14 protein-coding genes and 2 pseudogenes are annotated in these 18,173 nt (G+C 42.5%); 3 read left to right on the plus strand and 13 right to left on the minus strand.

What is annotated here, in order from left to right:
* Positions 1–17 precede the first annotated feature (17 nt).
* Positions 18–893, plus strand: coding sequence for a GNAT family N-acetyltransferase (locus EV146_RS07685; protein ID WP_132004222.1), 876 nt, complete (start codon positions 18–20; stop codon positions 891–893).
* A gap of 227 nt (positions 894–1,120) precedes the next feature.
* Here the strand turns inward: EV146_RS07685 and EV146_RS07690 are convergent, their stop codons facing one another.
* On the minus strand, positions 1,121–1,609 hold the full coding sequence (locus EV146_RS07690) for an STAS domain-containing protein (RefSeq protein WP_132004225.1): 489 nt from the start codon (positions 1,607–1,609) through the stop codon (positions 1,121–1,123).
* A gap of 298 nt (positions 1,610–1,907) precedes the next feature.
* Here EV146_RS07690 and EV146_RS07695 point away from each other — a divergent pair, with 298 nt between their 5' ends.
* Together EV146_RS07695 and EV146_RS07700 are read left to right on the plus strand one after the other, a co-directional pair.
* Entirely contained in the window at positions 1,908–2,525 is a 618-nt protein-coding gene (locus EV146_RS07695) for an acetate uptake transporter (RefSeq protein WP_132004228.1), read from the plus strand.
* A gap of 370 nt (positions 2,526–2,895) precedes the next feature.
* Positions 2,896–3,465: a hypothetical protein gene (locus tag EV146_RS07700; protein WP_241993850.1), complete on the plus strand. Its 570-nt coding sequence runs from the start codon at positions 2,896–2,898 to the stop codon at positions 3,463–3,465.
* Positions 3,466–3,613: 148 nt separating this feature from the next.
* Here the strand turns inward: EV146_RS07700 and EV146_RS07705 are convergent, their stop codons facing one another.
* The 12 genes and pseudogenes from EV146_RS07705 to EV146_RS07760 all read right to left on the minus strand — a co-directional run bounded on the left by EV146_RS07705 (position 3,614) and on the right by EV146_RS07760 (position 18,052).
* Positions 3,614–3,799, minus strand: a complete 186-nt coding sequence (locus tag EV146_RS07705) for an aspartyl-phosphate phosphatase Spo0E family protein (protein WP_132004234.1) — start codon at positions 3,797–3,799, stop codon at positions 3,614–3,616.
* Positions 3,800–4,100: 301 nt separating this feature from the next.
* Positions 4,101–4,733 (minus strand): CPBP family intramembrane glutamic endopeptidase, encoded by a 633-nt coding sequence (locus tag EV146_RS07710; RefSeq protein WP_132004237.1) that lies wholly within the window; start codon positions 4,731–4,733, stop codon positions 4,101–4,103.
* 49 nt (positions 4,734–4,782) lie between these two features.
* On the minus strand, positions 4,783–5,559 hold the full coding sequence (locus EV146_RS07715; protein WP_132004240.1) for an alpha/beta fold hydrolase: 777 nt from the start codon (positions 5,557–5,559) through the stop codon (positions 4,783–4,785).
* Positions 5,560–6,216: 657 nt separating this feature from the next.
* Positions 6,217–7,236, minus strand: a complete 1,020-nt coding sequence (locus tag EV146_RS07720; RefSeq protein ID WP_132004243.1) for a MupG family TIM beta-alpha barrel fold protein — start codon at positions 7,234–7,236, stop codon at positions 6,217–6,219.
* Positions 7,233–8,598, minus strand: a pseudogene (locus EV146_RS07725) (PTS transporter subunit EIIC). The gene EV146_RS07720 and the pseudogene EV146_RS07725 overlap by 4 nt, the downstream one beginning before the upstream one ends.
* Before the next feature lie 76 nt (positions 8,599–8,674).
* Positions 8,675–9,529 carry a MurR/RpiR family transcriptional regulator gene (locus EV146_RS07730; RefSeq protein ID WP_132004246.1) on the minus strand — a complete coding sequence of 285 codons (855 nt, stop codon included), beginning with the start codon at positions 9,527–9,529 and terminating at the stop codon, positions 8,675–8,677.
* Between the two features lie 14 nt (positions 9,530–9,543).
* A pseudogene (gene murQ, locus EV146_RS07735) lies at positions 9,544–10,460 on the minus strand (N-acetylmuramic acid 6-phosphate etherase).
* 105 nt (positions 10,461–10,565) lie between these two features.
* Positions 10,566–11,420 (minus strand): HAD family hydrolase, encoded by an 855-nt coding sequence (locus EV146_RS07740; RefSeq protein WP_132004249.1) that lies wholly within the window; start codon positions 11,418–11,420, stop codon positions 10,566–10,568.
* Between the two features lie 199 nt (positions 11,421–11,619).
* The gene (locus tag EV146_RS07745) at positions 11,620–12,870 is read right to left on the minus strand and encodes an exo-beta-N-acetylmuramidase NamZ family protein (protein ID WP_132004252.1); all 1,251 of its coding nucleotides are present in this window, start codon (positions 12,868–12,870) and stop codon (positions 11,620–11,622) included.
* A 26-nt stretch (positions 12,871–12,896) separates the two neighbouring features.
* The gene (locus EV146_RS07750; RefSeq protein ID WP_132004255.1) at positions 12,897–14,963 is read right to left on the minus strand and encodes a glycoside hydrolase family 3 protein; all 2,067 of its coding nucleotides are present in this window, start codon (positions 14,961–14,963) and stop codon (positions 12,897–12,899) included.
* Between the two features lie 26 nt (positions 14,964–14,989).
* Positions 14,990–16,681: a serine hydrolase domain-containing protein gene (locus tag EV146_RS07755; RefSeq protein ID WP_132004258.1), complete on the minus strand. Its 1,692-nt coding sequence runs from the start codon at positions 16,679–16,681 to the stop codon at positions 14,990–14,992.
* A 441-nt stretch (positions 16,682–17,122) separates the two neighbouring features.
* Entirely contained in the window at positions 17,123–18,052 is a 930-nt protein-coding gene (locus EV146_RS07760; protein ID WP_132004261.1) for a CPBP family intramembrane glutamic endopeptidase, read from the minus strand.
* Between the last annotated feature and the right edge of the window lie 121 nt (positions 18,053–18,173).

Below are 18,173 nucleotides of genomic sequence, written 5' to 3' on the forward strand. Positions count from 1 at the left end.
GTAAGGAGGTAAAAAAAGTGAATGATCATTCGGGTATGGAAAATAAGTTCAAACATACAGAGAGAACGTTGAGGATTTTTACTTACGCTGAAACGGAAGCAAAAAAGACAAACAGTGTTATCTATCCAATACATCTGTTAATCGGCACATTGATTGAACGAACAGGGGTATGCAGAGAACTACATTCGAAATATCCTGATCTGCTGGATGTATTAACTGAACATAGCCTAAAAAAACAGCCTTCATCTGAACAAATCCCAGGATGTCCTCCCTTTTCCTGCCCTCTCTCTATCTCAACCAAACAAGTTCTGGATCATGCATTCCAAGCGATGGAACGGTACAATCAGGTTTACATAAATGAAGGATTGATAATTAATGCAATCATAAAATTACCTGAAGCACTGACAACTTCGGTAAAAGACGTATTGGACATGGAGGGGATCCTTGGCATTATGTCCGTTCCAAGAGATATGATCGTCCCTTTAAAAAACTATTCCTTTCCTTATATGAAAAATAGCAAGGCGGACGTTAGAAAAGCAGACAATGATCTAGCACCATCGTTAATAGACTTTGTTAGAAGTAACTTTGGCCAAGCTTGGCTGGATTCTATTAACAACGGACTCCGTAATGAAAAGAATCAAATATATATAGCGTATATAAACGGCAAAATCGTGGGGTTCGCTTGTTTTGATAGTGTCCAAAACAAAAAAGGGGTGTTTGGTCCAATGGGTACCGCCAAGACTGAACGTGCGAAAGGTATAGGAACACAATTGCTTCATCATTGCTTACATGCAATGAAAGAAACCGGCTATGAATATGCTATAATAAGTGAAGCTGGCCCTCTTGAATTCTATGAGAAAGCATGTTCTGCGCTTGTTATTCCGACATTCTAAACATTCTTGATATTATTATACGTGGAATTTAGCTACTTCCTTTTTAATAACGTAGAACATTCTTCTGCCGGAATAGCCTTATTGCTGCTGATTTTCATTCCAATCAAATTAGAATTAGACAATTTCCCTTTTAATAATAATGGCAAAGTGAATCAGTTAAAACGGATTGGACTAAAATAACCTTCTGAATTCTCAGGAGGTTATTTTTTTATTGAAGAAGTTTTTTACTATATATGGGTTAGGGCTAGTCCCTTCTCTTTCATTAGAAATTGTAATGCTGTTCTAAATGTGGAAAAAGCCTTCAATTCCTTTACGAAACCTAAACCAGACTTGACAAGCTCTTGAGCAAACTGCGGAGAAAAGCCTACAAAAAGGACTTGAACACCCATCAGGTTTAAGGCTCCTGTCAGGTTTTCTAGATGCTTGCCTAAAACAGCCAAGTCATCAATTTCTTGGTGGGAAATGGCTGTAAAGTCAATGATGGCAGTGTCTGTATTCATATTGTTTGCCTGATTTAAAATTTTAGGCATGATGATTTGAAAGCGTTCCGGAGACAGCTCCCCATAAACGGGAATTAAAATGGTATTTGGTATGATTGAAGGAATGATGGGGACAGCCGCTTGCTCAACAAGCTGCTCCAGTTCAGTCACTCTCTTAGTCAATTGATTAATCGTCTCATGCATGGTCTCATATTCATTTGTGTTGTTTCTGTCCATAATACCCTCGCCAATCCTTTAAGATATCAACTAGTTTTATATACCCATTTTTAAAGAATATAACCTTCAAACTGAAAAAGTAATAAATGAAAGAGGGGCAGTGCCAGTTTTTCATTTTTTCGATTTCCGTTAGCTTTACTATACCATTATGTTTTTAAATTTAAATACAATGGTGAATGAAAGCGTACTTCAAACTGAAAAATTAGGATAAAGTGATGAAGACCTTGAAAATTCATTGACATTACCCATTCTATTCTGTATCTTTTTCAAGGTGTGTTTAATATTAGGGAGGTTCATCATGAGCAACGGGAGTACACATCATGTAAAAATAGTGACGGCAGATCCGTCAGCTTTAGGTTTATTTGGCCTGGCAATGGTCACTTTAGTAGCATCTTTTCAAAAACTCGGGATTACGGATGGAGTATCCTTGGTATTGCCCTGGGCAATATTTTTAGGAGGATTAGCGCAATTAATTGCCTCAATCCAAGACTCGAAACATAACAATACCTTTGGAGCAACGGCCTTTGGCGCTTTTGGTTTGTTTTGGTTTGGAGTAGGAATGTCGTGGTTAATCCAAATGGGAGCTTTTGGGGAAGAATTAGCATCAGCTGCAGATCCGAAACAGCTTGGATTTGCTTTTGTCGGCTACTTCATTTTCAGTTTTTTTATGACCATTGGGGCAATGGAAACACATAAGGTCTTATTTATTATTTTCGTGTTAATTGATTTCTTATTTATAGGGCTTTCTTTAAGTACATTCGGCTTTATGCATGAATTTACACATATGCTGGCAGCTGTATCCGAACTGTTAATTGCTTTGTTCTCTTTTTACGGTTCAGCCGCTGCTGTTTTGAATACTCATTTTGGACAAGTTGTCCTTCCTGTCGGTAAACCTTTTGGGATATTTAAAAAATAGGATTTTAAAGCCCTTTCGTTCATAAACAAAAGGGCTTTTTCTTAATGATTGTTCTTGCTACGCTTCTCCAGCTGATTATACTGATCAACAGCAGGCCAGTTTACAAACCTAAAGTAGTGGATCGAATCATGTATCTATTTAATAGGGCAGTTTAATAATCTGAAACGAGGGAAACTACTCCCTCGTTATTTTTTTTATCAAGATATGGTCATAACCTAGTTTAGCTGCTTCCCCTAATATATTCCTCGGCCAGCCCCATTTGCCCACTCCTTCTAACACTCTCGTGGCTATTTCGACCATACCGGACCGGGTTCTTTTCCCTTCCAAAGCAAGCTTTATGAAAATTATACAGTTTACTCTCCGATGAAGTATGAATGTTCAATTAAAGCCATATACTTTAATGTTCCTTTTGATTGTTTTCCAGGTTAAATACACTTCAGGTCTAACTCTTAGCAAAGGAGAAATCGATTTGCATTGTTTGTGTGAAGTTTTAGACTGCAAGAAATATTCCATTGACAAGCCTGTGGCTATTTTAGAGGATAAACAGATCATCCAGAAGCTTTTTGGGTTGAATGACAAATGGCTGAATATGTTCAATATTGACAGCCGGCTAATGACGGTATGCTATGAATCATTGGATGGTGATTTTCTTCGCTTTATTGTCGTGTATGATTATGAGTATTTTTGTTCAGATAATGAGGTTAAGGAAGCCATTATCTATCATGAATTAGGCCACATTACGCATCCAGTTGCTGAAAAAGAAATCAACCACCAGGCAGAAATTTTTTGTGACCAAAACGCAATCTTTCATGGTTATGTTTCAGGGATTAGAAAGGTACTGTTTTTGCTTTCGAAAATGGCCCATTCATTAAACAACCCTTTGCTTATTGAAGCGGCGGAAACCAGGACAAAAGCATTGGAGCAGTTCAAAGCGGGCTAAGGAAAATTGAAAGCTATTGCTTTGATTTTTCCCTAGCTTGACCGGATAGACATGTTACCTTTTCTTTAGGGGATTTGCCATTGAGGACTTGTGGATTTGAGGATCTGCTATAGGTATATGTATGAAAATAAAATAAGAAGACATGCTTTTATATATTTTCAATAAATCCATGTTCTTGGTATTTAGTGATAAAATCATCAAGCTGTCGGCTCAGTGTTAACGTATTTTTACTGCCAAGTCCTTCTTGCATTCCAGTCTGGACCATTTTCCTGCGCAGGGTTTCAATGGTTATCATCAATTCACTTTCTTCAGCTGCAATCGACTTGATTCGCATAAAAGTGCTCCCCCTTGTTTCTTTTCAAATTAATATATCCAGCCTGAATTCGTCCGCACTCTCAGCGGCATAAACTGTTAAATAACCCTTTTTAAGCATCATGATTTGAGTTTCATAGGTAGGGTAAACCTCTACCTCGGTGGGTATTAATCGAATTATAAAGGGCTTACATTATCGCTGTAAATAAAAAATTTTTAGATAAATATATAAATTTTTTAGATATTCCTAGAATGAATAGATATTTAAATTAGATCTTAAGTGTTTGTAACCTGAAAAATTGATTGGCAACCCCCCAATTTATTTACCTTACAATAAACCAATATACACAAACTATTCCCAGATCACTTAATGCATGACTGATGATAGAACCCGTAATCGAACCCGTTTTCTCTCGAATACCCCCCCATAAAACCCCGGCAATTAATACAGGAAGAACAGCAACCACGCCAAACCAGCCTTGGAAAATATGAAAAACTGATAGTAAATGATAGAGTGTATAGAATACAGCAGTTATCAAAATGGCCGTGAGTGCCTTCCCCTGCGATCTCACCTTCTTGTACATGTAGCCTCTCCAATAGACCTCCTCAAGGATTGGATTCACAATTAGCAGGATTAAAATAAGCCAAATCTCAGATGAACCAGAAAATCCCCATTCCCACAGAATGATTCTTAGCTGTTTAATATCCAGAAGATAGCTCTGCAGCAAGGTTACGCCACCGAAAACAAACAAGAAAAAGGCCAAACCGCAACCAATTGCCACAATAAGTTCATGCCTTGTTATCTTGAAGCTTTCTTTTGGAAAAGCTTTTTCTATTATCGGTGCCCAAAGCAGCCAGCCGTAAAATAACATAAATGTAATCGTAACACTCCCCAATAATTGAAGACCGATGAATACCATCAGGGTCGGTCCAATCAAACCTAATGTATTTTTCATTCAGCTCTCCCCCGAGGTTTCACTCAATATTGACTCCATGCCTTTCATACTAATGTTCACCTCCAGTCCGCAAAAACTGGTCAATAACACAATTGAATTCCAAAAAAGACCGTGGGGGCAGCTGATGGGTGCCATTGTTTATCATCACTACTTGTGTTTGAGGCGCAGCCTGCAGAAAAGGTATTCTATAACGGTGCATGGGTTTTTCCAGTGATCCGTATACAAGCAGGATTGGCATATTGAGTTGATGCATAGCATCCGTAGCTTTGTAATGAAGGCCTGCTATACAGTATTCGTAAGAACGCTGAGCGTCTGACAATCTGGCATACTGAAAAATTTCTTTCTCATCTTGAGAAGTGGCAGAATTAAATTTAGCCAGAAGTTTTGCCGCCAAAGTCATTTTGCGGTGTTTGGCCATCGCCATAACCGACTTAATGAAAATTTTAGGGATAAGAGTATTAATTTCCGAAAAACCTCCCGAAAGAATTAAAGCTGTCGTCCGCTCTGGGTACTTCAACGCAAACTGCTGGGCAACTAGCCCGCCGTATGAATAGCCGCACAGCGCCACTTTTTTCACATTGATGTGATTGAGCAATTCCTTTAAATGTTCTGCAAGAAGCTCGATGGATAATGGCTGGTTTCCTTTCGTGCTGCGTCCATGTCCTGCAAGATCATAAAAGATCGTTTGATACTTTTCCGCCAGGCGCTCCTGGTGTTTGAACACATTATGGCCCATTACAAAAGGGTGTATAAATACGATTGGCATCCCTTCCCCTTTTATTTGGTAGAAAAGCGAGAGCGAGTTATCGATGTTAGCGTGCGGCATAATGGTTTCACCTCATAGTGTCAGCGGTTCACGCCGTAAGTATAGTTTTGTTTAATACCCGTAATTCCAGTATCTCAAAACCGGCTAACTCAGGTGTTTTGAAGCAGACGCAATGGTATTTCGATTGCATTGCTGAGTATAGTTCCATAATAAAAAGCGGTGCCAGTAAGGCCCCGCTGTCAGTATGTATAGTTCTTATTGTGTTTCGTTCTCATTAAAAGAGCATTAATTCCTAATAATAATGGACTGATAAATATAAACATAATAAGCAAGAATCCAACTCCTGCTTCTCCGGTGGCTATGCTCAGGATGGCGGTATATAGACAAATCGTAAAAAATTGAGCTACGGTAGCAGCCAATGCGAGTATAAATGTATTTTGCTTCTTTATCAGTCTGTCCTTAAATTTTTTCACCAGAAAAATAGGCACTGCCAAAATAATTAAAAGTAATAACCAGGCGATTATTTTAGACCCCCTCCTTTCACTATGATAATAAAGTTACATGAATGATCGTAATTTGAACAGAGTTTTTATCCAGGGCCTGCCAATCAGCATTGAGTTTTTCTTCTCTTCTGGTGATATCCAGAAACACTCTAGATGCTATAGGAACCAGGATTGATCAAATCCGGTTCCCTTACTCATGGTTCATCTGGATTTTTTATTCGCCCCGTACCACTATGGAAATAGAGTCACCAGGCCTAATACAAGGTAGTAATGGCAAATCCTGATCCAGTACGTGTCCAATGACATTGACTCGATCATCGGCAGGCAAATCATGCAGTGTTATCTGAACCTCTCCCCGGTAACGCCCATACCGGTCATTGTCCATTGTTATGCTCCCTTTCGGACGTGCTTCCGTATTGGCCGGTGGAACTGAAGCCGTTGTTCTTGTATTCATTAACCTCAGCACATCCCGGGCAAAATCCGGCCGCAAACGGTACTCTCCTTCCTTTAAACAGGAGTCAGAAAGGTGAAGACGGACTAGATTCTTTTCATCAAATTCCACTAGCTGTTCCAATAATTGTCGGCCAGCACCAGGATCGCCAATATATACGTCCTCTACACCACTCCGAAACAGCTCTAGGGCCGCCGCATAGGGATGTGTTTCTCTATGTTTTTCCAAAGTCGGCAACCCCTCAAAAAGCGGCCCTCGCTTCTCCCCATCTCCCGGAATGTAGGCACTTACAGGAATATCGAATTGTTGGAACATCTGGTTCTGGCGAAAAAAGAACTCTTCGTCCAGTCCCGTTTCCTTCCGTGGATAAAAATTATGCCAGGCAATTAATTGTTCGGGGAGCAGTCCTGCATCCAGCAATTGGACCACTTCCTCTTTCATGACAATACTTGCGTTAAGAGCAAGCTTAAATTCCATAGAAAGGGCTAGAATCGTATTGGGTTCAAAAAAGTCGTCCAGCCGTAGCCCTGTTACTCCGAGTTCTTTCATGTCCTGTAACTTTTGAAGACCCATGTGGGCAGGCGTTTGATGCGATACATCGGCATAGACATCCACCCCGCACTCCTTTGCCACCTTTACCAGCTCTATGGCACGGGAAGCTAAATTTCCTGATTCTTCAGGGATGTGAAGCGAGGTGAACGCTCGCTTCACACCTTTTTTCCCAGCAAATACAATTCTTTCTTCGGCAAGAGGATCATTCAGGTAAAACGAAATGCCAATCATTCAAATTCACCGGCCATTTCATCCTTGAAGCCGAAGAGATAAGTAAAGATAAAGCCTGCAGCATAGGCGATCAACAGTCCAGCTAGGTACAGCAGGACTTCACCGGCATTGACAATAAAGGCGAGCGGCAGGCCGGAAACACCAATGGCTACGGTTGCGATGTTAAAAGCAGCCTGGAACGCTCCGCCGACGCCTGCTCCCAGACAGGCAGTAATGAAGGGGCGGCCAAGAGGCAGGGTGACACCAAAAATCAATGGTTCTCCAATCCCCAGCATTCCGGAAGGGAGCGCCCCGCCTATGGCCCTTTTCAAACGTTTTTTCTTTGTTTTAAAATAAATGGCAAATGCAGCCCCTACCTGGCCGGCTCCGCCCATCGCCAGGATTGGAAGCAGCGGATCGTCGCCAATGGAATTAATCAGTTCAAGATGAATAGGTGTCAAACCCTGATGGAGACCAGTGACAACCAGCGGAAGAAAAGTTGCGCCAAGGATGAAACCTGCAACCACGCCGCCAAAATCCAAAATCGAGGTAAGACCTTTTGTAATCACATCTGAAATAAATCCGCCAAGCGGCATAAAGACCAGGTACGTAATAATTCCGGTGATCAATAAGGCAATGGTAGGAGTTACAATAATATCAAGCGATTGAGGGACAAATCGGCGTACCCGCCTTTCGACCAAAGCAATGAAAATGGCGGCAAGCAAAACACCAATTAAGCCTCCTCGCCCTGGAAGCAATTCTTCCCCAAAAAGAGTAATGGTAGCAGATGCAGGGTTGAGGATGAGAATTCCGGCCAGGGCTCCTAGGGCTGGAGAGCCGCCGAATTCCTTGGCTGCATTTAAGCCTACTAGAATACCAAGATATCCAAATAGCCCCCCTCCGATGACCGAGAGAATGGTTGCAATTTGAGAGTCCCCTGCCAGCCAGCCAGCCAGCCTGTATGATAGCCTTGGTGATGCCCGTGATAAGACCTGAAGCAACCAGCGCGGGAATGAGGGGAATGAAAATGCTGGATATTTTTCGTAAAAACAGCTTAAAAGGAGTCGCGTTTTTTTGATTCAATTCTGCTTTTTTACTTGCTGCCTTTTTATCTAGGCTAATTTCTCCTGAAGCATCTAGCAGTCTCCCAAACTCTTCTGTTACTCTTGTTACTTTTCCAGGACCAATAATAATCTGCAATGTCTCTTCTTCCACAAGCCCAAGGACCCCATCAATCTTTTTAATGCCATCCTGGTTCACCTTCGTACTATCTGCAGGTGTAACCCGCAGCCTCGTCATGCAGTTCGTATAAGAAATGACGTTGGCCGCGCCGCCCAGCTGTTCCAGGATCTTCTCTGCCAATACCTTATCTGCTTCGGACATGATGATTCCTCCCATCACATAATAAATTAATGGTGCCTGCCGCCTTTAGCCTTTCAAAAATAATTCACCACTCCCCTTAGTTCCTCTCTTTCAGGAACCGGATTGCATCTCTTGTTTTGTCAATAGAATCTATGGTCTCCGCATATTGGGCGGTTGCCATCGATAAAAACAAAATATCGATCACATAAAGCTGGGCAAGCCTTGAAGATGTGGCACCACTCCGGAAAGGAGCCTCAGCTGAATAGGCTGTGTAAAGCTTAATATCTGAAAGGGCAGATAAGGTAGTATTGCCATATATGGTCAGAGAAATCGTCTTTATGCCCTGTTCTTTAGCGAGAGTCATGACTTTTACCACTTCAGGAGTTTCACCTGAAAAGGAAATTCCGAAGAACACATCCTCTTTTTTTGCATTAGCGATCAAAGTAGCAACAAGGTGGGAATCTGAAAAGGCTGTTGCCCCCTTGTTGATTCGAATCAGCTTTTGCTGGGCATCCAATGCGATGATATGGGAAGCCCCTATTCCATATAAATGGACATTGGATGCCTGTTTCAAGGCTTTTACCGCCTTTTCAAGTTCTTCAAGATTAATGAGTTCTTCTGTATCCTTCAGGCTTTGTATACTGTTGCTGGTTGTCTTTTGAACGATGGATAAAAAGCTTTCCCCCGGTTCAATATCACGATAGCCCCGTTCCACCGGTTTTGCCAAATCCCCGGCAATCCTGAACTTTAAATCTTGAAATCCGTTTACTCCCAATGATTTGCACAGCCGGACAACGGCAGCCCCGCTTGCACCGGCTTTAACCCCCAATTCATTGACAGTCCTGTTCACAACTGCATGCGGGTTTTGAAGAATGTACTCTGCTATCTTCTGCTCTGAAGCAGGCAGCTGCCCGAGCATATTTTCGATCATTTTTAGACCGCCTGTTGCCATGATGAAACCCACCTTTAATCTCTGTCTTTATTAGCCAGAAGAATCGCATTGCGAACATACCCGTTTGCCTGTTTAAGCAGCTCGGCTGCACGCTTGGCGTTAATATCGGCTTTTAACATTACAATTGCTGGTTTAACCTGGAGGCCGGCAGATTCCAGAGCTTCCTCAGCAGCATTGGATGACACCCCTGTGATCTGGCAGATTATGTTAATGGCACGTACCTTTAGCTTATGGTTGCTGACGTGGACATCAACCATTAAATTCTCGTAAGCCTTCCCCAGCAGGATCATGGAGGCTGTAGAAATCATATTCAGGATCATTTTATGGGCAGTGGCTGCTTTTAGTCTTGTGGACCCAGCCAGTACTTCAGGTCCGACGATCACCTCAATTTTTTGGTGTGCTTCTTTGCTGATTTCTGCACCTTTATTGCAGGACAGGGCACGGTTTTAGCACCTACGCTCAGGGCATATTTCAGGCCGCCGATCACATAAGGGGTACGGCCGCTCGCCGCTATTCCAATTACTGTATCATGTTCACTTAAGTTGATTCTTTTTAAGTCAGCTTCTCCCCATTCCGGTTTATCCTCTGCACCCTCAACTGCTTTTACGAAAGCACCCTCTCCGCCTGCCATCAATCCTTGAACCATTTCTGGAGAAGTGCTGAATGTCGGCGGGCATTCGACGGCATCAAGTATGCCGAGCCTTCCGCTCGTCCCTGCACCCATATAGATCAGCCGTCCGCCATTTTGGAAGGACTGAAAGGCAAACTGAACAGCGGCTTCCACATCAGGCAGCACCTTATTGACAGCTAAGGCTATTTTCTGGTCCTCGCTGTTCATAGTTTCCAGAATGGATAGTGGTTCTGCTGTATCGATTTGCATGGAATTCCTGTTCCTTGTTTCTGTCGTCAGAGCAGTAAGATCCTGGTCCATATATTAATCCTCCATTTTTTGAAAGCGGTTACTATTAACCATTATATATTGGTAAAAATTTTGTTTCAATAATTACTCTAATTCTTTGAAAATATTTTTCAGTGCTTAAAACAAATACTCATTAATGGCTGCTGCAATTCCACCCGCATTATTATCGTTTGTCACTGTATCAGCTTGTGCCTTTACTTCAGAAGGAGCATTTCCCATTGCAATCCCCAGTCCAGCTGTTTTTAACATCTGTACATCATTATAGTTGTCACCTATAGCAGCCACTCTAGACAAGGGAATCTTTAATAGGTCGGCGAGCCTCAATAAAGAAGTGCCCTTTGAAACGCCTGCTGGTGAAATTTCAAGATTCGCATAATTGAAGGAAGAGCTGATTTCCATCTCGTGTTTCGAAGCTAGCTGATGTGAAAACTCCCTTAAATCATGCGCTTTATCAAAGACAGCAATCTTAGATATTTTGGGCATGTTCTCAGAAATATACTGAAATAAATCATCAATGAGTTTCACCTGGCACTGGCTGCGATATCTATTGCAGCCTTCCAATGTGCCGCCAGAGTGTGCAAGCAAGGGGATATTATTTTCAATCCACTTGTCATTCCATTCGTTTTCCTCTGGAATCAACAATGTATCACCCTCGTAAAAATGAGCATAAATTCCTCTTGTCTGACAGCTGTCCAAGAAAGAAATAAGTGTTCCCTGCTGAAAATTGGAGGTCTCGATTATTTCACCGTTTTCATCTAAAATTATGGAACCATTATAGGCGATGATAGGTTCGCACAATCCTATGGTTTCGGCAACCCACTTTGTGGACAACGGCGAACGGCCGCTGCAAATGACAACCTTTCCGCCGAGCTCCCTGTAACGATGAATCGCATGGATATTTACTGGGTCTATTTCTTTGTGATCATTAAAAAGCGTTCCGTCCAGGTCTATCGCTAATAATGGAAATCTCATGAATAACCCCTTTTGTAAAATATATTTTTATTTTATTCTCTTACTTTATAAAATATTATATCAGTTTTAAAAACAATTATGATTCTTTTGGCAGATTGTCTTACAAGTAAAAATTTTATAAATAAAAATAGGACCTCCTGCGTAAAGAGGCCCATAAAGCATTATTTTAGATTTAGTATCCGTGTACGATGATGAATCTTTAATATAAGAGATACTTTTCACGTACCTCCATGAATTTTTCCTGTTCAGGTTCCCATTCCTTCTTCATTTCTTCAATGGATTTTCCACTTTCTATGCCGGCTCTGATTGAACCATTTCCGGTCAGATTGTCAAAGAAGGAGATCCCGCTGCTGTTTGGCTGCCTGAATTGAAATTTATCCGGATACAGATCATGGATCATTTTTACGAGATGCAGCCCGGTTTCAAAAGGCCTAAAGGACTTCCGGTCGGTCACATGAATCTGTACCCCGTGTGACAGGACATTTGCATGTTTGGAGAAAGTCGGCACAAAAGATGCAGCCCTGAACGTGACCCCAGGCAGGTTAAGGGCATTCAGCTTTTGGGCAAGATCGGTACTGTTGATGAAAGGCGCTCCAATCAGTTCGAAAGGTTTGGTAGTGCCACGGCCCTCGGATACATTGGTTCCTTCAATCAAGGCAGCACCAGGATAGACCAGCGCAGTTTCAAGAGTCGGTATGTTTGGTGATGGAAGGACAAAAGGCAAACCCGTCTCATCATAATACATATTCCGTTTCCATCCTTCCATTTCAACAACAGTGAGGTCCGCCCCGATACCGAATTCCGTGTTGAAAAGCTTCGCTAATTCCCCTGCTGTCATCCCGTGCCGGACAGGTATAGGATATTCTCCAATGAAGGATGAGTATGGATCTTCCAGCACAGGGCCTTCAACCTTTGTACCTGAAATGGGGTTTGGCCTGTCAAGAACTACGATCGGGATCCCGTTTTCTTTCGCGGCTTCCATGGCAAGTGCCATAGTATAAATATAGGTGTAGAAACGGCTCCCAACATCCTGGATATCAAACAACAGTATATCCACATTTTCTAGCATCTCCGGTGTAGGTTTTTTAGTGCTTCCATAAAGGCTGTAGACTGGAAGCCCGGTTATTTCATCCGTATATTTTTCCACATATTGACCTGCCTGGGCACTGCCGCGCACACCGTGTTCCGGCCCAAATAAAGCGGTAAGCTCGACGTCTGGCTGTTTGAAAAGCCTGTCGACAATACTATTCATCTTCTGGTCAACACCAGTGGGGTTTGTAATCAAACCCACTCGCTTCCCCTTGATGAGGTCGAGGCGGTCCTCAAGCAGAACTTCTATACCCAGCCGGAATTGTTTGCGCTTTTTTTGCTTTTCTCCCCCAGCGAGGGCTGCAGTGATGCTTGAAAGGATCAATACCATGGCAAGGATGCCTGAAAGCCACTTCTTCATGTTTATCTCCTCTTTCTTTAGGTAGATTAATAGCTTAATCCATGGCCAAAACTGAACAATTTGTCACCTGTTTGAGAAAAAATGGTGACTGGCAGCTTGCCTGACGGCTGGTTCTCTCCAAAAATGGTGTCCGCCATCGCCTTAAAGCTGGACGGCCTGAACCCGTATTGAACGAGGTACGCGTCAACACCTGGGTAAGCCATTATATCGTACGGGTTCCTGATTCCGACAGCTATTACTGGTGCATTTGTTTGGTCAATGAGCTGATTGGCGAGCTTCATTTGATCGCTGTTCGCCGATCTTCCGGCAACACTGGACGTTGATGTTCCCAAAATAATATAATTCGCCTGTTTGATTTTAGAAAGCTCCGCTTCAGTGAGGGGCTTTGTTGCATTGATTACCATGACGTTGTCATGATGATGTGCCACCTGGGAAGCCAAATCAGCAAGATAGGAGTTTCCAATAACGGCGATTTTGTCGCTTGGTGCTGGTCGTAGCGGAAGAACCTCCTCGTTTTTAATCAGCGTAATGGACTTGTTCGCAACTTCCTTTTCCACCTGTTTATGTTCGGGTGATCCCACTGTCATCAATGCATTGCTAACTTTTTCTTCAAGACTGGCCTCACTTTCTGATTTTAGAATCCCCCTGTTGATTTTAAGGGCCAAAATGCGTTCAACCGACTGCTCGATTCTATCTTCAGTAATTTCTCCAGAGCGGATCGCTTCATATAATCCATTGGCTACTTCTTTAATCCCTACTGGCATCAGTACAATATCAGTACCTGCTTTAACAGCACGGATGGCAGCATCGACTGGTCCGAAATGGTCACTGATGGCCTGCATATTCATGGCATCCGTAATGATAACCCCTTCAAAGTCCATTTCTTCACGCATGAGTCCTGTCAGTACTTTACTGGACAGGGTGGCAGGAATGGAAATTTCTGTTCCGTCTTTTTGTGAACTGGCTTTTGTGCTGTCAATCTTAGGAAAAGTGACATGTGCAGTCATGATAGCATCAATACCAGCATTCATGGCCTGCTGGAATGGATAGAGTTCTACCTGCTTAAGCCTATCGAGATCATGGGGAACTTCAGGAAGTCCCAGGTGGGAGTCGACCGCTGTGTCCCCATGCCCTGGAAAATGCTTGGCGGTCGCAGCAATGCCGCTCTCTTGAAGCCCGCCGATATAGGCATTCCCCATTTGGGCCACAAGCTCTGGACTTTCTCCAAAGGATCTTACTCCTATGACAGGATTATCAGGATTATTGTTGACGTCAAGTACGGGAGCAAGGTTCATATTGATTCCAAGAGCACTCAGTTCTTCGCCAATAGCCTTCCCCACCTGCTGTGAAAGTGTTTCTGACCTGGCAGCCCCCAGAGCCATATTGCCAGGCATATCTGTACCAGACTGCAGCCTGGTGACAATTCCGCCTTCCTGATCAATGGTCATTAGCAGCCCATATTTTTCAGCAGCATCCTGATAGGCAGAAACCAGCTCAGTTGTTTGTTCAGTTGTCACCACGTTTTCACGGAAAAGGATGACACCTCCCAGATGGTACTCCTTGACGAGCTCCTCAATCTCAGGCTGCATTTCCGTTACATTTTTCCCTTTCCATGTCCTGAAATCAGGCATCAGCATTTGGCCCACCTTTTCTTCTAGAGACATAGAGCTGATTGCGTGGCCAATCAGATTATACCGTTCCTGTTTGCTCTTATTTATGTGGATTTCCCCATCACGGCCTTTGCACTGGATGGCGATTCGGTCGCTGAAGTGGCCATCTCTCACTTTGATATACGTCTTTCCTTTATGCCCTGTAAGTGTAACTTCTCCCTTCTCATTGACAGTGGCAACATTTTTATTAGAGGAACTCCAGGTCAGGTTTTCAGCAGCCAGCTGGAAATGACCGTCTTTTAGAACTTGAAGTGCTTTTAATTGAATAGACTGATTCTTCACTTTCCTATTGACCTGAGGTATGTTCAGGTCAATGACCAGGTCTTTGATGTTTGGTGCAGCCTCCCCTTGAACAGGGATTTGCATGATCAGCAGTACTAAGGCAATCATTGTTATCATTGATTTTTTTACATAGCGCCCCATCGTCTCTCTCCCTTTTAATTGCTGATTTAGTAATTTCTTTGCAGCCAGTCGCTGCTGGTCAGAGGCAGTTCACTGGTCTTCCCTTCTGTTTTAACCTCAGGATTATAAATATACCAGCCGCGGCCATTGACTGATCCATCTGTTTGATAACGGAAACGCAGTTTGGAAGCCTCTTTTGGCAATATTAGCTCTGTCTTTTCCCAGTCCTGGCTGTTTGCCGTAAACTTCGCAAGCTGCTGCCACGCTCCATCCCGATAAACTTCTACAAAACCAAAATCGGCATTTCCTTCCATGCGGTGCCACTGTTTAAAAGAAAATATTCCTGTTTCTCTTAATGAAAGGTCAGTTTCCAGTACCTTGTTTTGATTGTCTCCATAACCGGAAAACCATGTGTTCCCTTTCCCGGGAATGGTGACTGGAATAGAATCCGCCACCCGTCTTGCAAATAAACGCCGTGTCTGGTTGACAGAAACGGTTGATCTTGATGGGTGCACCCGGTTGGTAAGCAGGATGGCAATCGTCTTGTTGGAGGGGTTTACGACAATGGAGGTCCCTGTATAACCTGTATGCCCAAAAGAATCCCCATCTGACATGGCATCCATATACCAGCCTTGGTTCAGCTCCCAGCCCAATCCATGATCATCACCTGGAAAGGTGGTGTTTTGATTCTCCAGCAGCGCGTGAACGGATTCAGGCGAAAGTATTCTTTTGCCTGCATATTTCCCTTCATTGAGAAAAATAGAAGCAAACTTTGCCAAATCACTAGCTGTTGAGAACACACCGGCATGCCCAGCAACTCCGTCCAATGACCAGGCATTTTCATCATGTACCTGGCCCCAGACCAGCCCCCTTTTAAGCAAAGGCTGATACTCTGTCGCAGCAATGCGCTTCTGTAACGCTAATGGTGGATTATACATGGTGTCCTTCATCCCTAATGGGCCGGTAATATACTCCTTGACAAACTCATCAAGGGGCTGAGCTGTTAGTTTTTCCACTATTGCTCCCAATGTAATCATATTTAAGTCGCTATAGGTGTAGACTGTCCCTGGCTCGTTTTTTAACGGTTGTTTAAAAACAAGCTGCAGGCGCTCTTCTCTTGAATGTCCTTTCGAATATAAGGGAATCCAGGCCTCTAATCCGGAAGTATGGGTTAACAGCTGACGGACCGTGACAGATTCCTTTCCTGCCTGTGCAAATTCAGGAATATAAACTGCTGCATGCTGGTCGAGTTCAATCAATCCTTTCTCATGCAGAATCATCACTGCGACAGATGTAAAAATCTTTGAGATGGAAGCTAAGTCGAAAATGGTATACGTGTTCATGGGAATGAGGTTTTCTAATTCTGAAAATGAGTCGTCTGCATACCTTGCAGAAAAGCCATATGCAGAATGTTTTACAACTTTTCCGCCTCTCGCTACCAACACCACAGCCCCCGGCATGATTTGATCCGAAATCGCTTTGTCCATGATCTGATCGATTTCGTTTAGCGAGGCCGCCCTCATGCCAGCTCCTTTAGGAGATGATGGGTGAAGGACCTTATATCTTGGCTGAACAGCTGTGTCCCATACAAAACCTGGCTGAGGACGGACAGGATTAGAGATGTGCTTATCCTTGTGTTCAATAGACTGAACATCGTTCCAGCCCCCTCCTGAAAAAGCAGCAGGAACACTCAAAAGAAGAGCGGCCACGGCAGGAATCAATAAAAGGTTCTTTTTCATATAGCCTCCTTTTTCAGTGAATTTGCAGGCGCATCGTGGGATTTCACAGAATTGTTAGCGCTTACACATCTATAGGAGAAGTGTAAGTGATAACTGGTATAGATGTCTATAATACTTCTTTCCTATCAAGAGAAAGAGACAGTAGGTAAAAGGGAAATTGGTAATATGTCATTTGGATTATATTTACAGCCGCAGTAATCTGTTGGGCAGTAAATGGTGATGCAATGTCTGTTGTATTCTTTTATCAAGGTTTTTATGAAAAAACGTTCATCCTGAATAGCAAACCTTATAAAGAAAAACCGCATTATGTACGCGGTTTTGGAGAGTAATTAATTAATTGTGAGGTACTTAATTTTCATCACCTTCCCTATTCAAGAAGGCATTGATTTCTATGCAACTGATCAAAGACGCATGAATTCTGGGACTTTACAAATGCATCAACTACTTTATGGCAGTCCTTCCTGGCGTACTAAAATGATCGTTTTTCCCAAATTTTTTTATGGCAAAATATGAAAACAGTGATAAGGACACAAAACTCCACAACAGCGAAGTTTTAGGGTCGATATCATTAATGACAAACAGAGAGGGAAGCTTTCCAAAAGCGGAATGGTCCATGGTTAAAAACCAGCCGATGAACATATTATTGGCAGCATGTGCACCGATGGTTAATTCTGCACTGTTTGTTCTTGCTGTGATATAACACCATAAGACCCCTGAAAGAATATAGTCACTTCCAACAAAAAAGGCGGAATAATTCATTTCAGGATTTCCAAAGTGAAGCGAAGCGAAGATTAAGCCAACAATTACTGATAACAGTATCTTATTATTAATCTTCCTTCCGAACCACTGCATCAGGTAGCCTCGGAAAAAGACTTCCTCTGCCGTTGTTTGAATTGGAGTGAGAATGAGAACAAATAGAAATAGTTTAATAAAATCCTGTGCTTTTATTTGATTAAGAGAATAATCACTGGGATTTAACAGGAAATCAATCAGTGAGGTTCCAGCCACAAGGGCAAAGAATATGCCAAACCCCCAAAGGACCCGCTTCCAGTCAATTTTTTCCTTAGGCGTAACAAGCGTTTTAAATTTACGCTTATGAATAAGCCTCATGAATAAAAACAATCCCAAAAACCAAAAGACGTAGGTAAGATTGGAAAATACAAAATCGTAGACTGGGTCCACATTAACACCAACCATACCCTCTAGGTCAAAATATGAATCGGGATTTCCATCTGCGGCGGCAAACGCGGCTAAAGCAAAAAGGTACCCTACAGAACCCAGGAACAAAAATAATAGAAACAGAATGAATGAAAATAGATACCTTTTCCAATTATTGATTCCCTGATTCATCTTAATAAAATCGTTTCCCAAACATATACCCCCCTTTTTATGACCTTTACATCTTGAAGATTATACCATATTTTATATTTATTACTATTCTATTATTATTTTTTTTCGTTAAAAAAGAGATTGGACAAAATGCCGATCTTTC

Origin of the sequence: Mesobacillus foraminis, from assembly GCF_004340465.1 — a bacterium.
Taxonomy (GTDB): Bacteria; Bacillota; Bacilli; order Bacillales; family Cytobacillaceae; genus Mesobacillus_B; species Mesobacillus_B foraminis.

Bases quoted from the DNA above. Each gene is read 5' to 3' on its own strand.
- EV146_RS07690 (WP_132004225.1), bottom strand. From the start codon at position 1,609: ATGGACAGAAACAACACAAATGAATATGAGACCATGCATGAGACGATT.
- EV146_RS07695 (WP_132004228.1), top strand. From the start codon at position 1,908: ATGAGCAACGGGAGTACACATCATGTAAAAATAGTGACGGCAGATCCG.
- EV146_RS07700 (WP_241993850.1), top strand. From the start codon at position 2,896: ATGAATGTTCAATTAAAGCCATATACTTTAATGTTCCTTTTGATTGTT.
- EV146_RS07705 (WP_132004234.1), bottom strand. From the start codon at position 3,799: ATGCGAATCAAGTCGATTGCAGCTGAAGAAAGTGAATTGATGATAACC.
- EV146_RS07710 (WP_132004237.1), bottom strand. From the start codon at position 4,733: ATGAAAAATACATTAGGTTTGATTGGACCGACCCTGATGGTATTCATC.
- EV146_RS07715 (WP_132004240.1), bottom strand. From the start codon at position 5,559: ATGCCGCACGCTAACATCGATAACTCGCTCTCGCTTTTCTACCAAATA.
- EV146_RS07720 (WP_132004243.1), bottom strand. From the start codon at position 7,236: ATGATTGGCATTTCGTTTTACCTGAATGATCCTCTTGCCGAAGAAAGA.
- EV146_RS07730 (WP_132004246.1), bottom strand. From the start codon at position 9,529: ATGGCAACAGGCGGTCTAAAAATGATCGAAAATATGCTCGGGCAGCTG.
- EV146_RS07740 (WP_132004249.1), bottom strand. From the start codon at position 11,420: ATGAGATTTCCATTATTAGCGATAGACCTGGACGGAACGCTTTTTAAT.
- EV146_RS07745 (WP_132004252.1), bottom strand. From the start codon at position 12,870: ATGAAGAAGTGGCTTTCAGGCATCCTTGCCATGGTATTGATCCTTTCA.
- EV146_RS07750 (WP_132004255.1), bottom strand. From the start codon at position 14,963: ATGGGGCGCTATGTAAAAAAATCAATGATAACAATGATTGCCTTAGTA.
- EV146_RS07755 (WP_132004258.1), bottom strand. From the start codon at position 16,681: ATGAAAAAGAACCTTTTATTGATTCCTGCCGTGGCCGCTCTTCTTTTG.